The sequence below is a fragment of the Corynebacterium sp. ACRQK genome (assembly GCF_022345965.1).
In the GTDB taxonomy this organism is placed as follows: domain Bacteria; phylum Actinomycetota; class Actinomycetes; order Mycobacteriales; family Mycobacteriaceae; genus Corynebacterium.
Genome location: NZ_JAKRMU010000001.1, coordinates 582,009 through 604,643 on the forward strand (window position 1 = coordinate 582,009; position 22,635 = coordinate 604,643).

The 22,635-nt window shown below is 61.7% G+C and carries 23 protein-coding genes and 2 pseudogenes; 12 read left to right on the plus strand and 13 right to left on the minus strand.

Annotated elements, in window-relative coordinates; all coding sequences use genetic code 11:
• Positions 1–76: 76 nt before the first annotated feature.
• From MHX63_RS02615 to MHX63_RS02625, 3 genes are all read right to left on the minus strand, one after another.
• Entirely contained in the window at positions 77–1,270 is a 1,194-nt protein-coding gene (locus tag MHX63_RS02615; protein WP_239387116.1) for an MFS transporter, read from the minus strand.
• Positions 1,271–1,398: 128 nt separating this feature from the next.
• Entirely contained in the window at positions 1,399–1,902 is a 504-nt protein-coding gene (locus MHX63_RS02620; RefSeq protein WP_239387117.1) for a 2'-5' RNA ligase family protein, read from the minus strand.
• 86 nt (positions 1,903–1,988) lie between these two features.
• A complete protein-coding gene (locus MHX63_RS02625; RefSeq protein ID WP_239387118.1) occupies positions 1,989–3,287 on the minus strand; it encodes a metallophosphoesterase family protein in 1,299 nt (432 codons plus the stop codon).
• Between the two features lie 168 nt (positions 3,288–3,455).
• Between MHX63_RS02625 and MHX63_RS02630 the strand changes: the two genes are divergently transcribed.
• Both MHX63_RS02630 and MHX63_RS02635 read left to right on the plus strand, forming a co-directional pair.
• The gene (locus tag MHX63_RS02630; RefSeq protein WP_005293171.1) at positions 3,456–4,232 is read left to right on the plus strand and encodes a MerR family transcriptional regulator; all 777 of its coding nucleotides are present in this window, start codon (positions 3,456–3,458) and stop codon (positions 4,230–4,232) included.
• A gap of 22 nt (positions 4,233–4,254) precedes the next feature.
• On the plus strand, positions 4,255–4,932 hold the full coding sequence (locus tag MHX63_RS02635) for a YoaK family protein (protein WP_005293173.1): 678 nt from the start codon (positions 4,255–4,257) through the stop codon (positions 4,930–4,932).
• 27 nt (positions 4,933–4,959) lie between these two features.
• On the opposite strand, the gene MHX63_RS02640 is transcribed toward MHX63_RS02635, so the two are convergent.
• Positions 4,960–5,199: a type II toxin-antitoxin system Phd/YefM family antitoxin gene (locus MHX63_RS02640; protein WP_239387119.1), complete on the minus strand. Its 240-nt coding sequence runs from the start codon at positions 5,197–5,199 to the stop codon at positions 4,960–4,962.
• Positions 5,200–5,443: 244 nt separating this feature from the next.
• Between MHX63_RS02640 and MHX63_RS02645 the strand changes: the two genes are divergently transcribed.
• The 5 genes from MHX63_RS02645 to MHX63_RS02665 all read left to right on the plus strand — a co-directional run bounded on the left by MHX63_RS02645 (position 5,444) and on the right by MHX63_RS02665 (position 9,424).
• Complete coding sequence (locus MHX63_RS02645; protein ID WP_239387158.1) at positions 5,444–6,520, plus strand: ABC transporter permease; 1,077 nt, start codon at positions 5,444–5,446, stop codon at positions 6,518–6,520.
• Positions 6,517–7,194: an ABC transporter ATP-binding protein gene (locus tag MHX63_RS02650; protein WP_239387120.1), complete on the plus strand. Its 678-nt coding sequence runs from the start codon at positions 6,517–6,519 to the stop codon at positions 7,192–7,194. Before MHX63_RS02645 ends, MHX63_RS02650 begins: the two co-directional genes overlap by 4 nt.
• A 54-nt stretch (positions 7,195–7,248) precedes the next feature.
• Positions 7,249–7,815, plus strand: a complete 567-nt coding sequence (locus tag MHX63_RS02655) for a TetR/AcrR family transcriptional regulator (RefSeq protein WP_034979309.1) — start codon at positions 7,249–7,251, stop codon at positions 7,813–7,815.
• A 71-nt stretch (positions 7,816–7,886) separates the two neighbouring features.
• Positions 7,887–8,504: a hypothetical protein gene (locus MHX63_RS02660; RefSeq protein WP_239387121.1), complete on the plus strand. Its 618-nt coding sequence runs from the start codon at positions 7,887–7,889 to the stop codon at positions 8,502–8,504.
• A 98-nt stretch (positions 8,505–8,602) separates the two neighbouring features.
• Positions 8,603–9,424 (plus strand): hypothetical protein, encoded by an 822-nt coding sequence (locus tag MHX63_RS02665; protein WP_034973757.1) that lies wholly within the window; start codon positions 8,603–8,605, stop codon positions 9,422–9,424.
• Positions 9,425–9,493: 69 nt separating this feature from the next.
• Here the strand turns inward: MHX63_RS02665 and MHX63_RS02670 are convergent, their stop codons facing one another.
• From MHX63_RS02670 to MHX63_RS02705, 8 genes and pseudogenes are all read right to left on the minus strand, one after another.
• Positions 9,494–10,123: a DUF2625 family protein gene (locus MHX63_RS02670; protein ID WP_239387122.1), complete on the minus strand. Its 630-nt coding sequence runs from the start codon at positions 10,121–10,123 to the stop codon at positions 9,494–9,496.
• A gap of 214 nt (positions 10,124–10,337) precedes the next feature.
• A complete protein-coding gene (locus tag MHX63_RS02675; protein ID WP_051893987.1) occupies positions 10,338–10,598 on the minus strand; it encodes a HigA family addiction module antitoxin in 261 nt (86 codons plus the stop codon).
• A 34-nt stretch (positions 10,599–10,632) separates the two neighbouring features.
• Positions 10,633–10,914 (minus strand): type II toxin-antitoxin system RelE/ParE family toxin, encoded by a 282-nt coding sequence (locus MHX63_RS02680; protein ID WP_034973762.1) that lies wholly within the window; start codon positions 10,912–10,914, stop codon positions 10,633–10,635.
• A gap of 508 nt (positions 10,915–11,422) precedes the next feature.
• A pseudogene (locus MHX63_RS02685) lies at positions 11,423–12,107 on the minus strand (DUF305 domain-containing protein).
• An 88-nt stretch (positions 12,108–12,195) separates the two neighbouring features.
• Positions 12,196–14,391, minus strand: a complete 2,196-nt coding sequence (locus MHX63_RS02690; RefSeq protein ID WP_239387123.1) for a copper-translocating P-type ATPase — start codon at positions 14,389–14,391, stop codon at positions 12,196–12,198.
• 51 nt (positions 14,392–14,442) lie between these two features.
• Entirely contained in the window at positions 14,443–14,769 is a 327-nt protein-coding gene (locus tag MHX63_RS02695; RefSeq protein WP_034973767.1) for a heavy-metal-associated domain-containing protein, read from the minus strand.
• A 139-nt stretch (positions 14,770–14,908) separates the two neighbouring features.
• Positions 14,909–16,036, minus strand: a complete 1,128-nt coding sequence (locus tag MHX63_RS02700; protein WP_034978281.1) for a cell wall metabolism sensor histidine kinase WalK — start codon at positions 16,034–16,036, stop codon at positions 14,909–14,911.
• Positions 16,033–16,755, minus strand: a complete 723-nt coding sequence (locus MHX63_RS02705) for a response regulator transcription factor (protein WP_239387124.1) — start codon at positions 16,753–16,755, stop codon at positions 16,033–16,035. The genes MHX63_RS02700 and MHX63_RS02705 overlap by 4 nt, the downstream gene beginning before the upstream one ends.
• A 407-nt stretch (positions 16,756–17,162) precedes the next feature.
• Here MHX63_RS02705 and MHX63_RS02710 point away from each other — a divergent pair, with 407 nt between their 5' ends.
• The 4 genes from MHX63_RS02710 to MHX63_RS02725 all read left to right on the plus strand — a co-directional run bounded on the left by MHX63_RS02710 (position 17,163) and on the right by MHX63_RS02725 (position 21,830).
• Complete coding sequence (locus MHX63_RS02710; RefSeq protein WP_034979744.1) at positions 17,163–17,738, plus strand: CueP family metal-binding protein; 576 nt, start codon at positions 17,163–17,165, stop codon at positions 17,736–17,738.
• Positions 17,739–17,809: 71 nt separating this feature from the next.
• On the plus strand, positions 17,810–19,285 hold the full coding sequence (locus MHX63_RS02715) for a multicopper oxidase family protein (RefSeq protein ID WP_034979331.1): 1,476 nt from the start codon (positions 17,810–17,812) through the stop codon (positions 19,283–19,285).
• 296 nt (positions 19,286–19,581) lie between these two features.
• On the plus strand, positions 19,582–19,941 hold the full coding sequence (locus MHX63_RS02720; RefSeq protein WP_012359887.1) for a helix-turn-helix transcriptional regulator: 360 nt from the start codon (positions 19,582–19,584) through the stop codon (positions 19,939–19,941).
• A complete protein-coding gene (locus MHX63_RS02725; protein WP_239387125.1) occupies positions 19,938–21,830 on the plus strand; it encodes a cation-translocating P-type ATPase in 1,893 nt (630 codons plus the stop codon). Before MHX63_RS02720 ends, MHX63_RS02725 begins: the two co-directional genes overlap by 4 nt.
• A 78-nt stretch (positions 21,831–21,908) precedes the next feature.
• On the opposite strand, the pseudogene MHX63_RS02730 reads toward MHX63_RS02725, so the two are convergent.
• Positions 21,909–22,247 (minus strand): annotated as a pseudogene (locus tag MHX63_RS02730) (pyridine nucleotide-disulfide oxidoreductase); the annotation flags it as partial.
• 114 nt (positions 22,248–22,361) lie between these two features.
• Between MHX63_RS02730 and MHX63_RS02735 the strand changes: the two are divergent.
• Positions 22,362–22,607 (plus strand): ribbon-helix-helix protein, CopG family, encoded by a 246-nt coding sequence (locus MHX63_RS02735; protein WP_239387126.1) that lies wholly within the window; start codon positions 22,362–22,364, stop codon positions 22,605–22,607.
• Positions 22,608–22,635 lie beyond the last annotated feature (28 nt).

The window sequence follows — 22,635 nt, forward strand, 5'->3', positions numbered from 1 at the left end:
CACAGCACCTGAACGATCTACCTAAACAATTTTGGGTCAGGGCGCGGGAAGGAGGGGGGTGGAACTCTAGCGAACTCTAGCGAACCTTCCGGCCGTGAACAAGGAAGTACACGGCGGCGCTGACGACGACCAACCCAGCAAGCATCGTGTACATCGCCTGGTAGCTGGTGGCAGAAACGATCATGCCCAGCAGGATCGGGCCAAAGCCCACGCCGACATCCAGCAGCAAGAAGAGCGTGGAAATGCCCGCGCCCATCTGGTGGGGCTCGACAGCCTTGACGGAGATCGCCTGCGCGGCTGGCATTAGCGAACCGTAGCCCAAGCCTGTCAAGGCACCGGCCAAGACCACCATCCAGTCCTGAGTAGAGAACGCGAGGACAACCAGTGCGATGGCGAAGGTAACCAAGCCCAGGTAGATAACGATGTTGTCGCCCTTCTGGTCCTGAATCTTGCCCAGAACGAAGCGCATAACAAGGGTCACCAGTGCATAGGCCAGGAAGAAGTATTTGGCGCCGGTGACCAGGTCGTTGTCCTCGGAGTAGCTGTTCAGGTAGGTGATCACACCTGCGTAGCACACACCGACCAGCAGCATAAAGAAGCCGATGGGGGCAACCTTCGGGTGCACGATGGCCGAGAGGCTAAAGGTCGGCCGATGATGGTGCGCATCCGCCCCCTTGGGCTCTGGGGAACGCACCAGCAAGGACAGCAGGAAGGCCACGATGGACATGCCCACCACGACCTGGAACATGGTGGTGTAGCCAACGGAACCCACCAGCCATAGGCCCAGCGCCGGGCCGATCGCGGTGGCCAGCGTGGTACCCAGAGCGAAGTAGCCGGTGCCCTCCGCGCGGCGTGCATTGGGAATCACGGACTGGGCGACGGCCATCACTGCGGTGCTGGCGAAGGCATACCCGATGCCGTGGATAATGCGCACGGCGATCAGCAGCCCCAGGGAGTTCGCGGGCATGTAGAAAGCACAGGTCACGATGACCAGCACCAGCGCGGTGAACAGCACTCGCCGCCGCCCCACCGCGTCCACCAGGAATCCCGAGAATACGCGCGCCCCCGTCGCGCCGATAACGAATGCGCTGGAGGCCAGGCCCGCGCTCGCGTTATTGGCCGCAAACTCCTTGACGGCGTAGCCCGCCATGGTCGTCACGAGGACGTAGAAGATCATGAACTGGGCGAAGTTAACTAACCATGCAAAGACAAAAGCCGGTGTGACAACCGGCTCTTTCGTTGGTGCGGACGTTAGGAACACCTTCTTCATTTAATTATTTTTATGTTTTATACCGCGGAGCACGTTACCAAACATCTGCAGCCTCGGTGAGACAGGGGCCACTTTTCTGTGTTCTTTCTTTGTGACGCCCCTACGCATCCAAGCCCCGCTTGCACTCGTCAGGCAAGAACCACGCGCTCCCCCACGCTTGGCCTCCAATATGCCGCCTCAACTGCGGTGATGGACTTAAACTCTCGCGGCGTGATCTGAGACAGGGCGTCAATATAAGAAGGAACGATATCCCGCGGCAACCTTAATCCGACCGTGAGGTGCGGAACCCAGCGCGGGCCGCGACCGTCCGGGTTGAGCGCACTGAGCTCGCGGGCGGCGTTCTCCAGCTCATCCGTGGCTTCGAGCAGCCACGCCACCGTCTGTTTCTTTCCTGTGCCGAAGACGACCACGCCCCGGCGGCTAAGCTCCGAGGGCACGGCGGATGGCAGGATCTCGCGGGCGCGCTCCACGACGTGCGGGGCCATGTTCGGGGAGAACGTGACCGTGATGTGCGGCGTCTGCCGCTGGGCCGGGAACCCGCGGGCGGCGAGCTCGTCGAAGATGCCGCGGACGGTGGCGGCCTGCTCGTCGGGCAGGTTCAGCAGGATGTTCTCAGGGGAATTGACGGACATTGCTCCCTATCCTAGCTGGCTGCACCGGGAGCGCCGGCGCATCGCTTGGCGGCGCACAACTCGGCGACGCAGAACCCGGCGGCGCGCTACTTGAAGGACACGTACTCCGGAAGGTCAGCAGGCTTTTCCAACGGCTGCTTCTTCGGGTTCATGTCCAGCCCCAGCTCCTTGGCGAATACCAGGCGGGTGGACTTGTAGGCTCGCTCGTCGGCCTCGTCCAGCTCGAACACGCGGGCGCCGCGCAGGGTGTGCATGGACCAGGTGCCGTCCTTCAACCCATAGGGGCCGAAACCGGTTCCCGGGCAGTAGCCCAGTTCTACCCCGAAGTAGTTGCCGTTGAAGGTGTTGATGTGGTCGTGGCCGCAGTAGATACCCAGGACGTCGCCGCGCTCGCGGACGGCGGAGTAGATGCCGGGGTTGAAGGCGCCGACGTAGACGTCCTCGTTCTTCACGCCCTCGATGCCGTGGCGCTTCTTGGCCTCGCCATGCTTGATGAGGTCGTTATTGTATGGCCCGCCGAACCACATATCGCGGTGCTCGTAGGTCGGGATGTGGAAGTACATCAGGCCTGGAATCTTCTTGCCGTAGCGCTCTTCGTAGCCCCGGGAGGTATCGCGGTACCACTGGATTTGGTCGCTGTGGATGTAGTCGTAGCCGGGGATCTCCTTGGTCTCCTGACCCGCCAGTTCCTCGCCGATGTAGTTCCCGGAATCCAGCAGCCAGATGGCGAATGCTGGGTTCGGGTTTGCGTTGCCCTGAACCAGCAGGGATACGTTGGATTCGCCGTGGATCGGGTCGTCCGCGACGTTGAGGTTGTACTTGTACTTGCGCACGAAGTTCAGCAGCGCGATCTCGTCGGCTTGAGTGCCGTCCTCCATGGAGTCTTCGTCGTGGTTACCGAAGGTGATGGCCCATGGGATCTTGCGGGACTCCATCGGCAGCACCACATTGTTTACCGCCTGGAATGCCTGTTCGGTGGTTTTGGGGCCAGAGGAGATCACGTCACCGTTGATCAGCGCAAAGTCCGGCTTCTCCTGGTCCAACACCTTGCCCATGAACTCGATGGTGCGGCGATCAGTGAGGTGATCGTCTTGAGTGTCATTGAACTGGACGATCTTGAACTTGCCGTCGCCGTTGAACTTCAGCGGCATGTCCGCGCCGCCGTTGTTGTCGCCACCGCCGTTTCCGCGCCCCGGGCCGAAGCTGGATCCGGCCAGCGAGCCTGCTGACGAGTTCCACGCCTGTGCCTGCGCTGCTGGCGCAAGTGCAGCGGTGACGCCCAACGCTCCGGTTCCCGCCAGGAAGTTACGGCGGTTCACATTGAACTGCTTGGGCGCATTCTGGCCTTCCAGCTGCTGCGATTTTTTAGATGAATTACTAGACAAGGTAATTGAGTTCCTTTTCCTGCGAGAATTGAACTTCCACAAGCTATCGGCCGCAGGTAAGCGCAAGGTTTCCTGAAGATGAATTCATAACAACTTCGCGTCTTCCCTCTCCACCGCTTGACCACTTCGCTTGACCTTGCCGTTGCGGCAACCGAAAGGATGTAGCCCATGACCGAATACACGATTGGTGATGCTGCAGATTTTTTGGGTGTGACGCCCAAAGCCCTGCGCCATTGGGATTCCATTGGGCTACTCAGCCCACAGTGGCGCACACTGGGCGACTACCGCCTCTATACCGAGGAAGATCTGCGCGTCGGCGCGGCCATTGTGCTGTACCGGGACATGGGTTTCAAGCTGGCGGAGATTCCCGACCTGATTGAAGCGCCTTCCGACGCTGCCCTTGACCGTGCCCTCCGCGCCCATCGGGAAGCCTTGGCGCGCAAGCGCGACGAGGTGGAGAGCCAATTGCGTGCGGTCGAGGATTTGATAACAACAACCCGAGTGGAGGGATACACCATGGAACAAATGGACAAGATCAAGCAGTACTTCGGCGAGCAGATGCCCGCCTACCAGGAGGAAGCTCGCGAGCGTTGGGGCGACACCCCTGAATACCAGCAGTCCCAGGAAAAGCTGGCCTCTATGGGTGACGGCGACTTCCAGGAGGTTAAGGCCAACCACGACCGCTTCGTGGCGGATCTGGTAGCTGCCCGAGATGGTGGCGTCACCCCCGATAGCGAAGAAGCACAAGAACTCGTGGAGCGGCACCGCGCAACGATTAACCAGTGGTACGAGGTTACGACCTCGCGGCAGCTGATTCTGGCACGGATGTACGTGGACGACGAGCGTTTTGCCGAGGCATACCAGGGCGCACAGGATTACCTGCTTTCGCTAGTGGAACACCGTGCGAAGCAGGAGGGAATCACCAATCCCAGCTGGGATGACTAGCCGGGGTTGCTACGATTGCGCCATGAAAGGCTACCGCACCGGAGAACACGCACTGGCTATCTACCTATCCTCTATCGCAGGATTCGTAGATACGCTGGGCTTTTTGTATCTGGGAGGGTACTTCCTGTCGTTTATGTCGGGTAACACCACGCGCCTGACTGCGGCGGTCAATGCGGGGAAATGGGACGTCGCGATGACGGCTGGCGGGGTCATGGCGCTGTTCCTCATCGGCGTGGGAATCGGGGCGCTTATCAGTCAACTGGGGCGGCGCTATTTGCCCCCGACGCGCACGCGCGAAGCGATTCTTCTGTTTATCTGCACCACCTCAACGATTGCCTCCGTACTGGTCTTAACCGGGCACGAACAGTTGGCGGTGTACAGCCTGTCATTCACCGTGGGCGCTATGAATTCCACGTTCGAGCGCGACGGCGAGGTGAGCATTTCCCTGACGTACATGACGGGCACGCTGGTGAAGATGTCTCAGCGGTTCGTGGCCGCACTCTTCGGTGGCCCGCACTTGGATTGGCTCCGCTATTTCGCTCTGTGGATGGCGCTAGCCTGCGGGGCACTCCTGGGCGGCTGGATGTATGTCCAGGTGGGTCTGCACGCGGTTCTGGTGGTGACGGGCATGCTGTACGCGGGAACCGTGACTGCACTGGTGTACCGCCAATGGCGGCGCAACCGTGGGCTGGCGGTTTAGCGCTAGTGGACTAGAGCTCCCAGGGGTTCAAATTGAGCATCCTCGCGGCTCGAAGTCCATCCGTTCGTCCTCGAGGTCAATGTCCTCTTCCATTTGCAACCGCGAAGCCCAGTCTTCATTCGAGCCGGAGATCTTCCTGTAGTCATCAATGGAAAGCAATACGAAGGCCGGCTCACCTCGATCAGTAATAACAACGGGCTCCTCACTGACCTTCCTTTTCGCGTAACTCACATCCTGATTGAACTCACGCGCACTCACGCTAGTCATGAGAACCCTTCTTTTGTAGCAACGTACCTACATTCTGACTAACCAGCCAACACTTTCAATATCCACAGTTAGAAACACTCTGTTTTTATCTTGGCAACACATTGTTGCTAAAGTCTGTGTAGCGATTGATCAACCGCTCACCTCCCCAACCTCAACCCCAGGGATTTTCATCATGTTTCTAGCCTTGCGCGAAATGCTTTTTGCGCGCACCCGATTCCTTCTCATGAGCGTCGTGTAGGCACTCATATCCTTGCTGGTCGTCATCATCTCCGGCCTCACAGCCGGATTGGTTAACGACGGTGTTTCCGGTCTGAAGGCAATGGATAGTGACGTCATCGCTTTCGCCGATGGCACCCAGACCGATTCGGCCTTCACGCGCTCCATCGTTGACATCACAGAGGCCGACAAGTTCGCCAACATCGACGGGGTGGAAGAGGCCGCCCCACTGGGCCTAACCATTGCAAACGCTCACAACCAGAACGGCAAGGCCGTCGACCTCACCCTCCTCGGCGTAAAGCCCGGTTCTTTCATCGCACCGGAGGGCCTTCCAGAACAAAGCACCACCCCTAACGGCGGCGCCCCTACCAAAACCAAGCACGAGATTGTCGTGTCTTCCACCCTCCAAGACGAAGGCATCAAAGAAGGCGACACCATCACGATCGATCGCCTGGAAATCCCGTTGAAGGTCGTCGGCTTCACCGATGGCCAGCGCACCTTCGGCCACGTCGATGCCGCTTACCTACCCCTCGACGTCTGGCAGGAAATCCACGCCGGCGCACGCAAGGGCGAAAAGGTAAGCCCAGAGGCGTACAAGGAAATCTCCGTCATCGCCGCCCGCACGCAGGACAAGCCAGACACTGAGGCGCTCTCCGACGCCTCCGGCCTGGACGTCCGCACCCTCAAGGAAAGCTTCGATTCCTCCCCTGGCTACACCGCCGAAATGATGACCCTTTCCATGATCAAGTGGTTCCTTTACGTCATCGCCGCCCTGGTGACCGGCGCCTTCTTCCTAGTGTGGACCATCCAGCGTGCCGGCAATATCGCCGCACTGCGCGCGATGGGAGCCACGAAGGGCTTCCTGCTCCGCGACAGCCTGGGCCAAGCCGTCATCATCCTGGGCGCGTCCGTCATCGTCGGTGCGCTTATTGCCGTCGGCCTCGGCAGCCTCCTGGAAACCACGGCGATGCCCTACGCCACCGAACTCGGATCCGTCCTCAGCGGCAGCGCGATCCTCTTCGTATCTGGCCTGATCGGCGCGCTGATCGCCGTCGTCCGTGTCACCCGCACTAACCCGCTTGCAGCCCTAGGAGAAAACCGATGAGCCCCGCCCTGGAACTTAAAGACGTCACGGTGACCTACACCGACGGCGATTCCCAGATCACCGCGTTGGACAAGGTGAACCTGACCGTCGAGCCCGGAGAGTTCGTCGCCGTCGTCGGCCCCTCCGGTTCCGGTAAGTCCACGCTGTTGGCCGTCGCTGGAGCGCTGACCAACCCGGCCGCGGGTGGCGTCACAATCGGCGACGAAGACATCACCAACTACGACGACAAGGAACTAGCCCGCATTCGTCGCGACTACATCGGCTTCGTCTTTCAATCCTCCGGCAGTCTGCCGGGCGCCCTCACCGCCGAGGAACAACTGGAGCTCGCCGCGCGCGTTATGGGTAAGCACGGTCGTTACTCTGGTGCGGAGCTGTTGGAGAAGGTTGGTATGACGCCCCGAGCTAAGCACCGTCCGGGAAATCTGTCGGGTGGCGAGCGTCAGCGGGTGGGCATTGCCCGAGCTCTCGTCGGCGACCCACAGGTGTTGCTGGTCGACGAGCCCACCGCGGCTCTGGATCGCAAGAGATCACAAGAAATCGTGGAGCTGTTGGCCCGCGAATGTCACGAATTCAACGTCGCGGGCGTGATGGTCACTCACGATCACGAGGTCTTGAACCACTGCGACAAGGTCTACGAAATGGTCGACGGACGCCTGAGCGCTGCCTCCATCTAGGCATCCAAATAGGCCTGTACGCAGGCCGAAAAGCGGGTAGTAAACTAGGGAACCATGCCGAAGATCACGGAGACGACAGTAGCGGAGCACCGCGCGGTTCAGCACCGCGCGGTGCTGGAGGCCGCCGAGCGGCTGATCGTTGCTGGCGGCGGCAAGGTTCCCTCACTGGCAGAGGTGGCAGCCGAGGTTGGCCTAGCCCGCCCCAGCGTCTACCGCTACGTCTCCTCCCAACATGATCTGATGGTTCAACTGCTGGTACTTAACAGCGAAACCTGGCATGACCAGCTGGAGGACAAGGTAAAAGCCGCCCCGCCAGAGCACGAAGAGCGCATCTGCGCCTATGTGGACGCGATGCTCGATCTCTTCGTTCACGGCTCCCACGGCCCCCTAATGGCCGCCGCCCAGCACTTCCCGGAAGCGTTCGCCGAGGAAAAGGTGCAGAAATCACACGCTGGTTTTAAGGAGATCGTGGATAGCTTCTGCCCCGGCGTTTCCTCCATCGATATTGGATTGCTGAATGCGGCGGTGGTGAGGGCGTCAGAAATGGCAAAAACCCCCGAAGACCTAGAACAGGCGACGGCAACACTGCACCGCATGGCGCGCGCCATCGTGTCGGGATAAACCGTCGCAACGAGCCCCCAATTCCTTAGTTCGGCGGGGACAATCCCCGGCGACGTTGTACGCTTAACCTCATGCGAAATCGCCTTGTTGCACTCTCCGTTGCCGCATTGACGGCCCTCTCGCTTGCAGCCTGTTCGGATGACGAGACTCCGCCTGAGCCGAACGCTGCTCAGTCTTCTAAGGAGTCCGGCGAAACTTCCGCCGCCGAAGGACAAGGAGACACTTCGGAAGAAGGGCAAGATGATGAGGCCACAGATAACAAGGCTCAAAAGCGCCCCAACCCCACAGCACCCAGCACTCCGAAGCCCGACAAGGTCGAGCTCGCTCCGAATGAAGCAGCCCTGGAGGGCGAGCTGATGAAGGTGCGTTTCAGCGACATGACCCCACCGGAGGACTTCGCACGAGTGGCGGACATCGTGGACGATAGCGTGGTCTACTACGCGATCAAGCTCGATCCGAAGAAGCCCGTAACGGCGAAGCTGGGGGCGGGCATTGGCACCCAGACTCCCGAATGGGCCATCGTTGGCAGCAGCAGTATGCCGAATGAAATGAACTGGGACTCTATGGTCGGGCGCAAAATCCGCGCCATCGCGCACCGGGATAACATGACCTTCGCGACGGACCCGTCTGCTCCCCCGACGGCGGTGACGGTCGAGAACTCGGACTACAAGCCAGAGATCCTCGACTAAGGGGTATGCCGCTATATTCCCATCAAGTTTTCGGCAGATGCATCCAGAGTTCATGAGATCATGTACCTGGAAAGCTGCTGGTTACTCCGAGGTGAAAAATGGGATTCCTATCTAAATTGCTCGGCCTGCAACAAGCCAAGCCGAAGCCGCAGAAACGCGAACCTGCACGCAAAAATGGTAACTTCCTGAAACCATGGCCCGCCAAACCACAAACTAAGATTCTGGAGTTACCCGGCGGGTTCGACCGCACGCTCTATGTTTACGATGACTCACCTTTCTCCACCGCCAAACGCGGCGACACTATTCAGGTTGAATTCTTCCCTGGCGAAGCAACTCTGTTGAGTAAAAAGTCAGGGTCGGCGGTGGATACCCATAAAGACGCGGCGGTTTGCCTGCTCCACAAGGGCCGGCCAGTCGGCGTGGTTTTCGACTATCGGAACGACGTTCGGCTCGCTTACGACAAAGGAATTCGGCTTTTGGCTACCGCAACGGTCGGCCGCCAATTACCTGATTATGGCAATATCCGCGCTCTAACTCTTCACCTTCCAACCAGCCGAAGCACTACTAGACAATTAATTGAGAACTATGAGGTAAACAGCAAAGTTCCCAAGAGTGCACAAAGGATTCAATTTAACGAATGGGACGAGCAGGACTTCGAACAGCTCACTGGAAGAAGTAGTTGGGCCTTCGAAAATGCAAGATTGGAGTTTCTCCCTGTCCCCAAGGGATCATCCGCGAAGCCCCACATTCTTGCTTCCTCAGCGGAGGGGCGAAAGGTATTCCGTCTAACTGCACGTAACTCGGTCTACAAGGATGTAGCCTCAGCCATTGAATCCAGCGCAGAATTCCTGATTCTTGCTGAACGGCGAACTGCTGGAGATGGGCGAGTGGGCTACAACATCACACTCGCTCATTGGTAACAGGCTAGTTTTAAGTTTCCCTTCACCCTGACCAAGGGAGTTGGCCCCATATCCTTCACCACCCTCGCGTCACTTAGTGCCCAGCAACTCCCGGATGCTGACAACCGACCTCGACACCTTGCTCACGTCTCTGGCCTCGACGGTGGACGGCGGAGGGTAGAGGGAAATGCCCTGTGACAGCGCCAACGGCGCCACCTCGTCTTGCCAGCCAGGCCAGCGCAGCCCCTCGAAAACCACCCCCAGTCCGCCGCCCAGCGCAGCCATAAGGAACGCCGAGTAGCCTCCACCGAGCCCGTCCCATGTGAGGGTGTCCGGCCCGAAGTAGCAGACTTCGCCGGGCGAGACACCCAGCGCGCCGCCGTCAATGGCGAATAGGCCACCGAGGACGTCATGTCCGACGATGAGCGCACCAGGCGGTGCCGAAACGGAGCCTCCCAGCCCGTTTGTTTCAGCGATGCTAGGCAGGCTCTCACTACCGCCGCCGTACAGACGAACCCAGCCGTGCTCCGCGACGATACCGCCGGTGTGCAGCGCGACGGCTCCCATCATCGACGCGGCAGTGACCTGCAACTCCCACAGCGAACGCTGCCCTTGCTCTGAGGCGACGGACAGCGCGATAGCCTCAGATTCAGCTAACGCCTTCTGAAGGTGGGGCCAGGCCGGATCGTCGACGGCGATGAGGCTTTCGGTGTCGCGCATTAGGGCTCCTTCGCTTGTGGTAGTCACATATCCAATTGGAGGGCGGCCTGTTCGTCGTCGACGATGCCCGTCAGGTAGTCGACCATTCCGAGCATGCCCATCTCCCAGTGAATAGCTTCTGACAGGTATTGCAACGGAATTCTAGAACAGAGTTCTCCTAAGCTCAGCGCAGTCGCGCCTGGGCGGATCGACCTTGTCCGTGGCGATCGCAGTTCTATGCCGAGGCAGCTTGGACCGGCTGAATCTGCTCAATCTCGGTGAGGATTTTATCCTCGGCCACATCCAAGTCGTACTGGGTCTGTAACCCGAGCCAGAACTGGGGGCTCATCCCGAAAAACTTCGCCAAACGAAGGGCCGTGTCCGCGGTAACAGCGCGCTTTCTATGAACGATCTCATTGATCCGACGAGGGGGAACGCCGATAGAAACAGCAAGCTTGTGCTGCGTAATCCCCATCTCCTTGAGAAAATCCTCCATGAGGATCTCGCCGGGGTGAACCGGAGGGAGCTTGTCAGTGGTAGTCAACGATCTCAACCTCCTCTGGCCCTGCGGCGGACCACCGAAAACAGATCCGCCACTGGTTGTTGATTCGAATACTGTGCTGACCCTGACGATCGTCTTTCAATGCCTCGAGACGGTTTCCCGGAGGAATCCGCAACTCTTGAAGGCTCTGTGCGTAGCCAAGCTGGCGCAGTTTACGCAGCGCCACTGAGTGAATGCGGGGATCAATCGAGGGCACACGCTCTCGATTCCACAAACGCTCAGTGTCCTTGTTGGCGAACGACTGGATCATGCTTCACCCTATCCCCCATAACGCGAAGCGTCAATAACGCTACACGTTAAACTTGAACTCCACGACGTGTCGTTGCTAAATACACTTTACCCTATGGACATACAGTAGAAGCTGCTAGAGATTGAGTAGATACAAGAAGTAAAAAGCGATAGCTAGGATCGCAGTACAACCTTCGAGACCGCGACGACGGCTGCTACCGTAGGCCTCGTTGCCTAACTGACACCAACGCCGTGTCCACTACTCGGAGGACACCCCCAACATTAATGCTGCCCTGCCGGCAGACCAGGGCGGCCGTGTGAGTATCGGACAATAATGCGTAGTCCTCCAAGGGTCTGGACACAGGGGCTTTCCCCTTTCCTCAGTGGTGCGACCAGAGGGAGTAGAAACATCCACCCCGGTGCACCCGCTGCGGTGACAACGACCCATCGCCCGCAGCAGGTGGCAATCGTCACGGTTATCCCTCTTTTTCAGATTCCTGTCCTCGGGATCAGAAAAAGACGGGGACCTGTCATAGGTCAGTGAGCATTTGCTGCATCTGGGCGATCTCGGCCTCCTGGTCGTTGATAATTTGTTCGGCCAGGGTGGTTGCATGGGGATTCTGGCCGTCAGCCACCTCGTCACGGTCCATGTCGACCGCACCTTCGTGGTGGGCGGTCATCTGCTCCAGGTAAAGGCGGGCGGCGCCGGTGCCCTGGGCTTCCTCAAGGGCTGTCATGTCCTCCTGGCTCATCATCCCGCTCATGCCACCCATCTCGCCGTGATTCATTCCACCTATCTCATCCATGGTCCCCATGCCCCAGAGTCGGTGACCGGCTGCTGGCCCCAGGCCTCGAGCATGGCGTTCATCCGGTCAATCTCCGGTCCCTGGGCGTCAATAACCCCCTGGGCAAACTCCACGACCTGGGCGGGGATGCCCTCCTTGGCCAGGAGCATCTCACTCATTTCCACGGCCTGCTTGTGATGGGGGATCATCATCTGGGCAAACATGATGTCCGCGTCGTTGTGATCGGCGGAGATCTCCCCGTCCTCCTCAGTCGCCGCCCTGGTGGTCTCGGTCGTCTCAGCGGTAGTCGTCACAGTGCTGGTGCCGAGGTGGTGGCGTCGGTGTTGCCTGAGTCGGTGGCCTCACCGCAGGCGGCCAGCGCCAGGGTGGAGGCTACGGCGAGAGCGGAAAGAACAAGGGTGCGCTTTATGGTGGAGCCCTTTCAGGGGCATATGGGGGCAGTGGAGAGAAGTGATGGATCAGTGGACGGCGGTGGATTTCGGAATAGGCGTGGTGTGTTACTCCTTCGGACTGGTGGGAGCCAGGTGGGCCGGGTCCAGATCAATCCGGCGCAACAGCTGGGCGTTCAGGGCCACCACGATGGTCGAGGCAGACATCAAGATCGCGCCCACGGCCGGGGATAGCACGAACCCGATCGAGGCGAGCACTCCGGCGGCCAGCGGCACGGCAAGGATGTTGTAGCCAGAGGACCAGACCAGGTTCTGGATCATCTTGCGGTAGCTGGCCTGGGACAGCTCAATCATCGACAGCACTGCCCGCGGGTCATCACTGGCTAGGACCACCCCGGCAGATTCCATGGCCACATCCGTGCCGGCACCGATGGCGATACCGACCTCCGCGCGGGTCAGAGCGGGGGCGTCGTTGACACCGTCGCCGACCATGGCCACGCTCAGGCCACGCTCCTGTAACTGGGTGACCTTGGTGTCCTTGTCCTGGGGCAGGACCTCGGCGAAGACCTCATCGATCCCCAGGTCCTGGCCAACCGCCTGGGCCACCTGCTGCGCGTCACCGGTGATCATCGCGACTTTCACCCCGCGGTCCTGCAGGGCTTTCACGGCGGCGTGGGATTCGGGGCGGATCTTGTCCTCGACGGCCACCGCACCGATGATCTGACCGTCGCGGACAATATGGAGCACACCGGCCCCACGCCCGGTCCAGGCGCTGGTGGTGTCGGTGAGCTCGGCCGGGGTGGTGAGGTTGAACTCGCGCAGCATGTTCGGCCCGCCCACGAGGATCTCAGCGCCATCGACAGTGGCCCGGACCCCCCGGCCGGAGGCGGCGCTGAAACCAGTTGCACGGATTTGCCGACGGGAGGCCTCGGGATGGGCGGCCGCGGCCGCCACGATGGCGCGGGCCACGGGGTGCTCGCTGTCGGCCTCCGCGGCGGCGGCCAGGGCCAGCAGCTCGCCCGCGGTGACGCCGCCAGCTGCCGCGACACCGGTGACCGCGTGCGCTCCCTCGGTCAGGGTGCCGGTTTTGTCGAAGAGCATCACGTCGATGGTGCGCATCCGCTCGAGCGCCATCCGGTCCTTGATGAGCACCCCGGATTTCGCGGCCCGCTCGGTGGAGATCGCAATGACCAGCGGAATCGCCAGGCCCAGGGCGTGCGGGCAGGCGATGACCAGTACCGTGACCGTGCGCGCCACGGCATCGTCCGGGCTGCCGATGATGGTCCACACCACCGCGGTGATCAGAGCGGAGATCAGCGCGAACCAGAACAATAACGCCGCCGCCCGATCCGCCAGGGCCTGGGCCCGGGAGGAGGACTCCTGGGCGTCGGCAACCAAGCGTTGGATCCCGGCCAGGGCGGTGTCCCCGCCGGTAGCCTCCACCCGGATGCGGACGGTGTTGTCGGTGGCCACAGTACCGGCGACCACCTTGTCACCGGTGTCGCGGAAGACGGGACGGGATTCGCCGGTGATCATCGCCTCATCGAATTCGGCGGCTCCGTCGAGGATGGTTCCGTCGGCCGGCACCCGGGCACCGGCCCTCACCAGCACGACGTCGTCGACGGCCAGCTCGGAGATGGCCACGGTGCGGGTGGTCCCGTCGATGACTTTCTCGGCCTCATCCGGCAGCAGGGCAGCCAGCGCGTCAAGCGCGGAGGACGCGGCCCCGAGAGCGCGCATCTCCAGCCAATGGCCCAGCAGCATGATGGTCACCAGCAGAGCCAGCTCCCACCAGAAGTCCAGGTCAAAACCGCCCAGCCCCAGAGTGGTGACCCAGGAGGCGACAAACGCCACGGTGATGGCCATGGCGATCAGGAGCATCATCCCGGGTTGGCGGGATTTCAGTTCGTTCCATCCGCCCTTGAGGAAAGGCGTTCCGCCGTAGACGAAGATGATCGTGCCCAGCACCGGGGGGATCCAGGTGGATCCGGGGAATGCCGGGAGGTGGTAGCCGAGCAGCTGGGCGACCATGGGGCTGAAAATAACGACGGGAATGGACAGAATCAGCGACCACCAGAAGCGTTCCCGAAACATTGCGGTGCTGTGTCCGGCGTGTTCGCCGTGACTATGAACGTGGTGGTCGTCGTCCATGGCGGAGTGCGGGTGATCGTGGGGCATCGCCTGGCCGTGGGTGTCGGCATCTGTGTGGTGTTCGTGGCTGGCATGATGCGGGTGGTGGGTGTGGTCTGTTTCCGGAGCGGGGTGACCACCATGGTGATCACCGGAATGGTGGGGAGTGCTCATGACGTTCCTTTCGCTCAACCCGGTCGGGGTCGAGATGATGGGTAAAACTGATCAGGATAAGACGGTGTAGCCGGCCTCTTCGATGGCCCGGCGAACCATCTCCGGAGGTACGACACCGGTGACCGTGACGGTAGAAACACCACCAGCAGCGAGATCAATCTGGACGTCGTCGACCTGGGGGAGGGCCTGAAGGGCCTGGGTCACGCTTTTCACGCAGTGCCCGCAGGTCAGGCCGGTGACCTGGTAGCTCGGGGAGGATCCTCCTGCTGACGAGTCGCTGGCGGCAGGGATGGAGGCGGTGTCGGCACGTGAGGCAGGTCCGCAACAGCTGCAGCCGTGGGAGTCCATCGGCAAGAGGCGGGGCGGGGAGGTGATCATAGGAAAGCTCCTTCGGTTCGGTGGGGTTCGGCGATGCCGCTCTCTAGCGTATACCCCCAGGGGGTATATTTTCAGCATACCCCCCGGGGGTATATTTTCAAGGGTGGAGGGCGCGGCCCTCACGCGGGGCAGGGTGTGGTCACCGAGCAGCCTCCTCACTGTCGGGAGGGGACAGCGGGAGGCGGAGGGCAAACACCGCTCCGCAACCGGGTCCGGGGGAGGTGGCTGTGAGAGTGCCGCCGTGGGCCTCAATCAATGCCTTGGAGATGGTCAGACCGATACCGGCCCCGGCGGCGTCCCGGCTGCGGGCGGCATCTCCCCGGTAGAAGCGTTCGAAGATGTGTCCGAGCTGGTCAGGTGGGATGCCCTCGCCGTCATCGGCGACGTGGATGAGCGCGGTGGACGCCCCCTGTCGGTGGACGCTAATCCGGACCTGCCCGCCGGCCGGGGTGTGCCGTAGCGCGTTCGACAGGAGATTGCTCATTACCTGGCCGAAGCGTTGCCGGTCCACGAGCACCCGGGCGGTTTCTGTAATGGTCTCGACCTGTAAATCGACGCCTTTGTCAGCATAAGCTTCCCCCGCGGCAGCAGCGGCGGTATGGAGCAGATCCCCGAGCCCTTCCTCCGCCAGGTCCAAATCGATCCGGTGTTCCTGGGCCCGGGAGACATCGTCGATGTCTTCCATCAACCGGGTCAGGCGGGTGAGTTGGTCAGCCATGATCGTGTGGGTGGCATTATTCCAGTCCACGACCCCGTCCTGGAGACCATCGAGGTAGACCGTGAGCACCGATAAGGGGGTGCCCATTTCGTGGGCCAGATCAGAGAGCATCTGGCGGCGGACCTGTTCGGTGTGTTCCAGCCGGTCGGCCATGGTGTTGAAGGCATGCGCCAGGGTGGTGACCTCGGGGCCTGCTTTTCCGGCGGGCACGCGGATACGGGAGTTGCCGGCCGTTAGGCTGGTAGCGGCGCGGGTGAGATCCTGCAGGGGGGTGCGCAGACGACGCGATAACCACAGGCTGGCCAGCAGGGCACTGATCAAGGCGGTGGGTAGGGCGACGGCCAGGGTGATCAGGTTGGCGCCCCGGTAGGCCTGCTCGGCATGGAACAGCTCCAGCGAAGGGTCCTCCCGGCCGGTCATCAACATATGATCGTGGAACAGGGTCGGGCCCACCATCGTGGCCACGGCCGCGGCCACCAGCAGGCTAATCACCACGACCAACACCTGGGCGGCCAGGAAGCGGAAGGTCAGGCCGGGTCCGTGATTCATGGCTGCCCCACCCGGTAGCCCACGCCACGCACGGTGTCGATAAACCCCCGGCCCCGGGTGTCGGTGCCGAGCTTGCGACGCAAGTTGCCGATGTGGACATCGACGATGCGTTCATCACCGACCCAGGTGGTGTCCCAGACCTCGGTGACCAGGTCGTGGCGGGTCAGCACCTGGCCGGGGCGCAGGGCCAGGGCAACCAGCAGCTCGAACTCCGTGCGGGTGAGCTCCACGGTCGTCTCCCCCACCCGTACCTCATGGACGACGGGGTCAAGGATGAGGTCACCAACGATCAAGGGGGTGGTCACCTGCGGTGGGGTGGTGCTGGTGCGTGGACGGCGCAGCACCGCATGCACCCGGGTCACCAGTTCCCGGATGCTAAAAGGTTTGGTGATGTAGTCATCCGCCCCCAGGGTCAAACCGCTGATCTTGTCGTCCTCGCTGCCACGCGCGGTGAGCATGAGGATGTAGCAGTCCGAGAAGGTGCGGATCCGTCGGCACACCTCCAGGCCGTCGAGTTGGGGCAGCCCCAGATCCAGCACCACGACATCGGGGGAAAAGCGACGGGACTCGTCCACGGCCTGGGTGCCGGTGTGCGCCTGGCGGGTATCGAAGCCGGCCCGGATGAGGTAGGAGGCCACCATCTGAGCCAGGGGTTGTTCATCATCGACGACCAGCACCCGCCCCGGGGGCGTGGCGGTGGTCGGTGTGTGGTCAGCCATAGACCCCAGTATCGCTCCGGTCAGGGGGGGGGAATACCATCCTCGCTCAGTGCCCGGCGGGGAATCTTCATCAAATCTTCAAACATCACCCTTCGACCGCCGTCACCCCTGTGCCCCGCCCCGGGCCGGCGGCATCGCCTCCCCTGGTCGGTTCAGCAGGCGCCACCAGGGATTTCACTGTCTGCACCGCATACCCGGGGCGGGTAGAAGGCCATAGCCCACGGCTGTGGGGTGGTGTTCCGGTGGTGACCCAGCCCACCGAATTCACCCCCCTTTTCGCCCTGTTATAAGACTGTGAGCAGGGTTTTTGAATTCTAGTCCGTCAGGCACCCGTGCTAGATAAAGGTATGGCATCGACCTTGAGGCGGTGTCTTCTCATGGCCCAGCCACGATCCAAGGAGATTGACGTGAAACGAGCAGCGATCGCAGCCGCCGCCCTTGCCCTCGCCCTCACGGGGTGTTCGGCCGCCGACCCGGAACCCACCGCCGATGGGACGGTGTCCCAGGACACATTCCTGACTACCCATGGCCTGGCCGGCATGGACGCGGTGGAGATTATTGATCACCTCGACCGGCAGAAGGTCACTGAGCGTCCCACGGATCTGATCGCCTCAGTGCGTAACGATGAACTGCTGCTCTCGAGCGATGACCAGGAAGTCGTGGTTGATCTTCCCGACAATCAGACGTATGTCTCGATCGCACCCTATCTCACCTCCACCCACGACTGCTTCTACCACAGCCTCACGACCTGCCAGGGGGAACTCGACAATGAGGATATCCAGGTCACGATCACCGATGAGGCGACCGGTGAGGTGCTGGTGGACGAGGCGACAACCACCTTCGACAACGGGTTTGTCGGCTTCTGGCTTCCCGATGATGTCACCGGCCTGATTGAGGTCAGCTACCAGGGGCGTACCGGCACCACGGAGTTTTCCACCACCGACGACGGTGCCACCTGTGTCACAGACCTGCGCCTGACGTGATGGCTCAGCAGGATCCTCACCTGCGCCTGTCTCCCGTGTCACTGAAATCTTGCACCAAGAAAGGTTAAATCATGACGAACGCGTTTTCCCGACGACAGTTTCTGCTCGGCGGGCTCGTCCTCGCCGGCACCGGGGCCGTGGCCGCCTGCACCAGCGCCCCTGGACCCGCTGCCTCGGCACCAGGTCCCTCCCTTCGCCCCACCCCCACTGCGCTCGGTGAGCCGACGGTGCGCAGGACACTGACCGCCCGGCCCCTCTCTCTGGATATCGGCGGTATCGAAGCCAAGACGTGGGGATACGTCTCTGACACCGGGGATGCGGCCATTGAGGCCACCGCCGGCGACGTCCTCCAGGTCGATATCACCAATGAACTGCCTGAGAGCACCTCCATCCACTGGCATGGCATCGCACTCCACAACGCAGCCGACGGTGTGCCCGGCATGACCCAGGACCCCATTGAACCTGGCGAGTCTTTCTCCTATGTTTTTGAAGTCCCCCACGGTGGCACCTACTTCTACCATTCCCACTCCGGCCTGCAGCTTGATCGCGGCCTCCACGCCCCACTGATCGTCCGTGACCCGCAAGACGCTGAGGACCAGGACGTCGAGTGGACCATCGTGCTCGACGACTGGGTCGACGGCATTCAGGGCACTCCCGACGATGAGCTCGACAAGCTCACCAAAATGGGTTCGGGCGACCATAACGGGAAGAACGGGATGGGAGGTCACGGCCATATGATGCACGGCACCCCGGACCGGGTACTGGGCGGGGACGCCGGCGATGTGATGTATCCGCACTACCTCATCAACGGACGTATCCCCCGTGCTCACCGGACCTTCGAGGCTCGCCCGGGCGACAAGGCCCGCCTGCGGTTTATCAACTCCGGCGGTGACACCATCTTCAAGGTGGCCCTCGGTGGTCACCGCATGACCGTCACCCACACCGACGGCTTCCCCGTCCAGCCCCGGGAGACCGAATCGATCTACCTGTCGATGGGCGAGCGTGTCGACGTCGAGGTCATCCTCGGCGACGGCATCTTCCCGCTCACGGCTTTGGCAGTGGGTAAGGACGACCGCGCCTTCGCTGTCATCCGCACCGCCGGCGGCCAGGCCCCCCACCCCGATGTCGACTTCCCCGAGTTGTCGTCCACCGGACTGCTTCTGTCCTCCCTGAAGCCAGCAGACCGTGCACTCCTACCCGAGGACACACCAGACCGAGAAGTCAGCATCGACCTGGGCGGGCAGATGATGCCGTATGAATGGAGCATTCTCACCGACGGCCAATCCTCCTCCGCGACCGTGCAGGAGGGCCAGCGCCTGCGGATGGTCATGCGCAACAGGACCATGATGCCCCACCCCATGCACATCCACGGCCACACGTGGGCGCTGCCCGGCAGCGGCGGACTACGCAAGGACACCGTCCTTCTCCGCCACGGTGAAACCATGATCGCCGACCTGATCGCTGACAACCCCGGTGAGTGGGCATTTCACTGCCATAACGCCTATCACATGGCAACCGGGATGCTCAGCTCGCTTCGCTACGAGTAACCCCCACAGCAGGGTATCGAGCGAGATGCGGAGGTAAATGGCAGCACGTGTTGTTATACGACTAACACTAGCGCGCCTTAGGTTACGTTGAACTTGAACTCCACGGTATGTAGTTGCAAAGTTACTTTCTCGAGAACCTCGCCGCCCACGTCGCTCCCGCGTTGGGTGGCAGCCGAACCACAAAGGATCAGTCATCTGCTATCCCATCGACTAATTCTTGCAGGTCGCAGGACCTTTGCGTAACTGTCAGTTCAGCGCATTTTGAATAGCTCAGCACACGATGTATTGTTCAGCATATGCTGACTATTGCTTCACGCCTCGACGTCATGAACCGGCTCGGCCGGGCCATGGCGGATCCGACGCGCTCCAGAATCCTAATCACCCTACTCGACGGCCCGAGCTACCCGGCCGTGCTTTCGCGCGACCTGGACCTGACCCGCTCGAACGTCTCGAACCACCTGACCTGCTTGCGTGACTGCGGCATCGTCGTCGCCGAGCCGGAGGGCCGCAAGACACGCTACGAAATCGCCGATCCGCACCTCGCGACAGCGCTCAACGCGCTAGTGAACGCGACGTTGGCTGTCGACGAAAACGCCCCGTGCATCGACCCTGAGTGCTCGGTGCCCGGCTGCGACGGAAAAGGAGCGGACGCATGAGTTCAGCATGTGGATGCGAACACGAACCCGCCACAGAGATCGAAGATCTCGATCGGCCATGGTGGAAGGACCCCGAGTTGCTACTGCCGATCTTCTCCGGCGTAGCCCTCGGCATAGGCCTGGCGCTGGACTGGTCCGGGCTAGAGACACCCGCGACAGTACTGTTCTGGGTCAGCCTGCTGCTAGGGGCGTATACGTTCGCGCCCGGCGCGATCCGAAACCTTGTCACGAAGCGCAAGCTCGGCATTGGTTTGCTGATGACGATCAGCGCGGTCGGCGCGGTGATCCTCGGTTACGTCGGGGAGGCCGCGGCGTTAGCGTTCCTGTACTCGATCGCCGAGGCACTGGAAGACAAGGCGATGGACCGGGCCCAGGGCGGACTGCGGGCACTGTTGAAATTGGTACCGCAGACCGCGACGGTGCTGCGCGACGGTACGGCGGTTGAGGTCTCAGCGAAGGACCTCGTGGCTGGCGAGCTAATGGTCGTGCGCCCCGGGGAGCGGATCGCCACGGACGGCATCATTCGGTCCGGACGCTCCAGCCTTGACACCTCAGCGATCACCGGAGAATCCATTCCGGAGGAGGTTGCGCCCGGCGACGAGGTACCCGCGGGAGCGATCAACTCCGCCGGTGTGCTGGAGGTCGAGACGACCGCAGCTGGAACGGACAACTCGCTGACCACACTCGTCGACCTCGTCGAGCAGGCGCAGGCGGAAAAGGGCGACCGCGCCCGGATCGCCGACCGAATTGCCCAACCCCTAGTGCCCGGGGTGATGATCCTGGCGGTGCTGGTCGGCGTGATCGGCTCGCTGCTGGGCAACCCCGAGACGTGGATCACCCGAGCGTTGGTGGTCCTGGTCGCAGCATCCCCGTGTGCGCTGGCAATCTCCGTGCCGCTGACGGTCGTAGCCGCCATCGGCGCGGCCAGCCAGTTCGGCGTGGTCATCAAGTCCGGCGCGGCGTTCGAGCGACTCGGTGGCATCCGTCACCTGGCGGTGGACAAGACCGGAACCCTTACCCGCAACCAGCCCGAGGTTACCGACGTGGTCCCGGCAGACGGATTCGATCCGGCGCAGGTGCTTGCCTTCGCGGCGGCAGTTGAGCAGCAATCGACGCACCCCCTCGCTGCGGCGATCGCGGCAGCGGTGCCCGAAGCGCCCGCCGCCCAGGACATCAGCGAGGAAGCCGGACATGGCATCGGCGGCACTGTCGAAGGTCGACGGGTGCTGGTGGGCAGCCCCCGGTGGATCGACGCCGGGCCACTAAAGGCAGACGTTGAGCGCATGGAGTCCGAGGGCCAGACCTGCGTCCTTGTCACCGTCGATGACGCCCTCTCTGGGGCGATCGGGGTCCGCGACGAGCTGCGGCCCGAGGTGCCCGAAGCCGTGCAGACCCTGCACGCCAACGACGTGGAAGTGAGCATGCTCACCGGCGACAACACTCGCACCGCCCGGGCGCTGGCTGAAATCGCCGGAATCGACGACGTGCGCGCCGAGCTTCGCCCAGAGGACAAGGCAAGCATCGTCGCCGAACTCTCCTCCAAGACGCCGACGGCGATGATTGGCGACGGCATCAACGACGCTCCTGCGCTGGCGAGCGCGACGGTGGGCATTGCGATGGGAGCGACCGGCTCTGACGCCGCGATCGAGTCCGCTGACGTCGCCTTCACTGGCCACGACCTCCGACTGATCCCGCAGGCGCTGCAGCACGCCCGTCGAGGCAGCAGGATTATTAACCAGAACATCGTGCTGTCTCTGGCCATCATCATCGTGTTGATGCCGCTGGCGATCAGCGGTGTGCTGGGCCTGGCCGCAGTCGTGTTGGTTCACGAGGTCGCCGAGGTCATCGTGATTTTGAACGGCCTGCGGGCTGCGCAAGCGAAGCGCTGAGACACACCTTCGCCCAGCGCGCTGGCTCTCCAGCGCGGATCTTGGAAGGATCGAGCTGCTTAGGGACCAAGCGTCGCCTCAAAACTTTTGCTGCCGAGCTTCATCGACACGGTCCGCGACTACCTGGGCAGTGTGTTTGGCAAAGAGCCCCACACCCATCAGGGTTGCCGATCCGTCGCCGGTCCAGTTGCCATAACCGACTAGATGCAGATTCTTCACTGCGGTTTCGCGGCCACGCATGAGGTGGCGGAATGGACTGAGGGCCGGACGGAAACCAGTGCACCAGATCAGATGGTCGTGGTCGAGCTCGCTCAAGCTATCGAAGATGGGGGTAGCGGTGAGCTGGCCGGAGTCGCGGAGCTCACGTAAATGAGGAAGCGCGACAATGTCCCCGAGGTTCGGGCCGGAATCGCCACCGAGAATCCGGCGGTGGCTGCCCGCGTTAAACGTTGAACTTGAACTCCACGGATTGTCGAAAGACTATAACCTCCCCCGAGCCGCCAAGCCCTTTTCCGTATTACGATTATGTTCATGAAAACTATCAACGGAAAGCCAGTCAGCGAAGAGCAAATCGATGCGTGGGTAACCGAAGCCGAGAAAGGCTACGACGTAGAAATACTTCGTCGACGAGGAAGGAAACCTCGCAACGAAGATACTGCGAAGGTTATCTCCATTCGGCTCTCTCCTCGCGAAATCTTGGACCTCGACAAATACGCAGCCGCCCACGGATGGTCACGGTCCCAGGCAATCCGCGAAGCGCTAAAGAAAGCTATTTAGAAATGCACGTAGCAAGCGTCAGATCCCA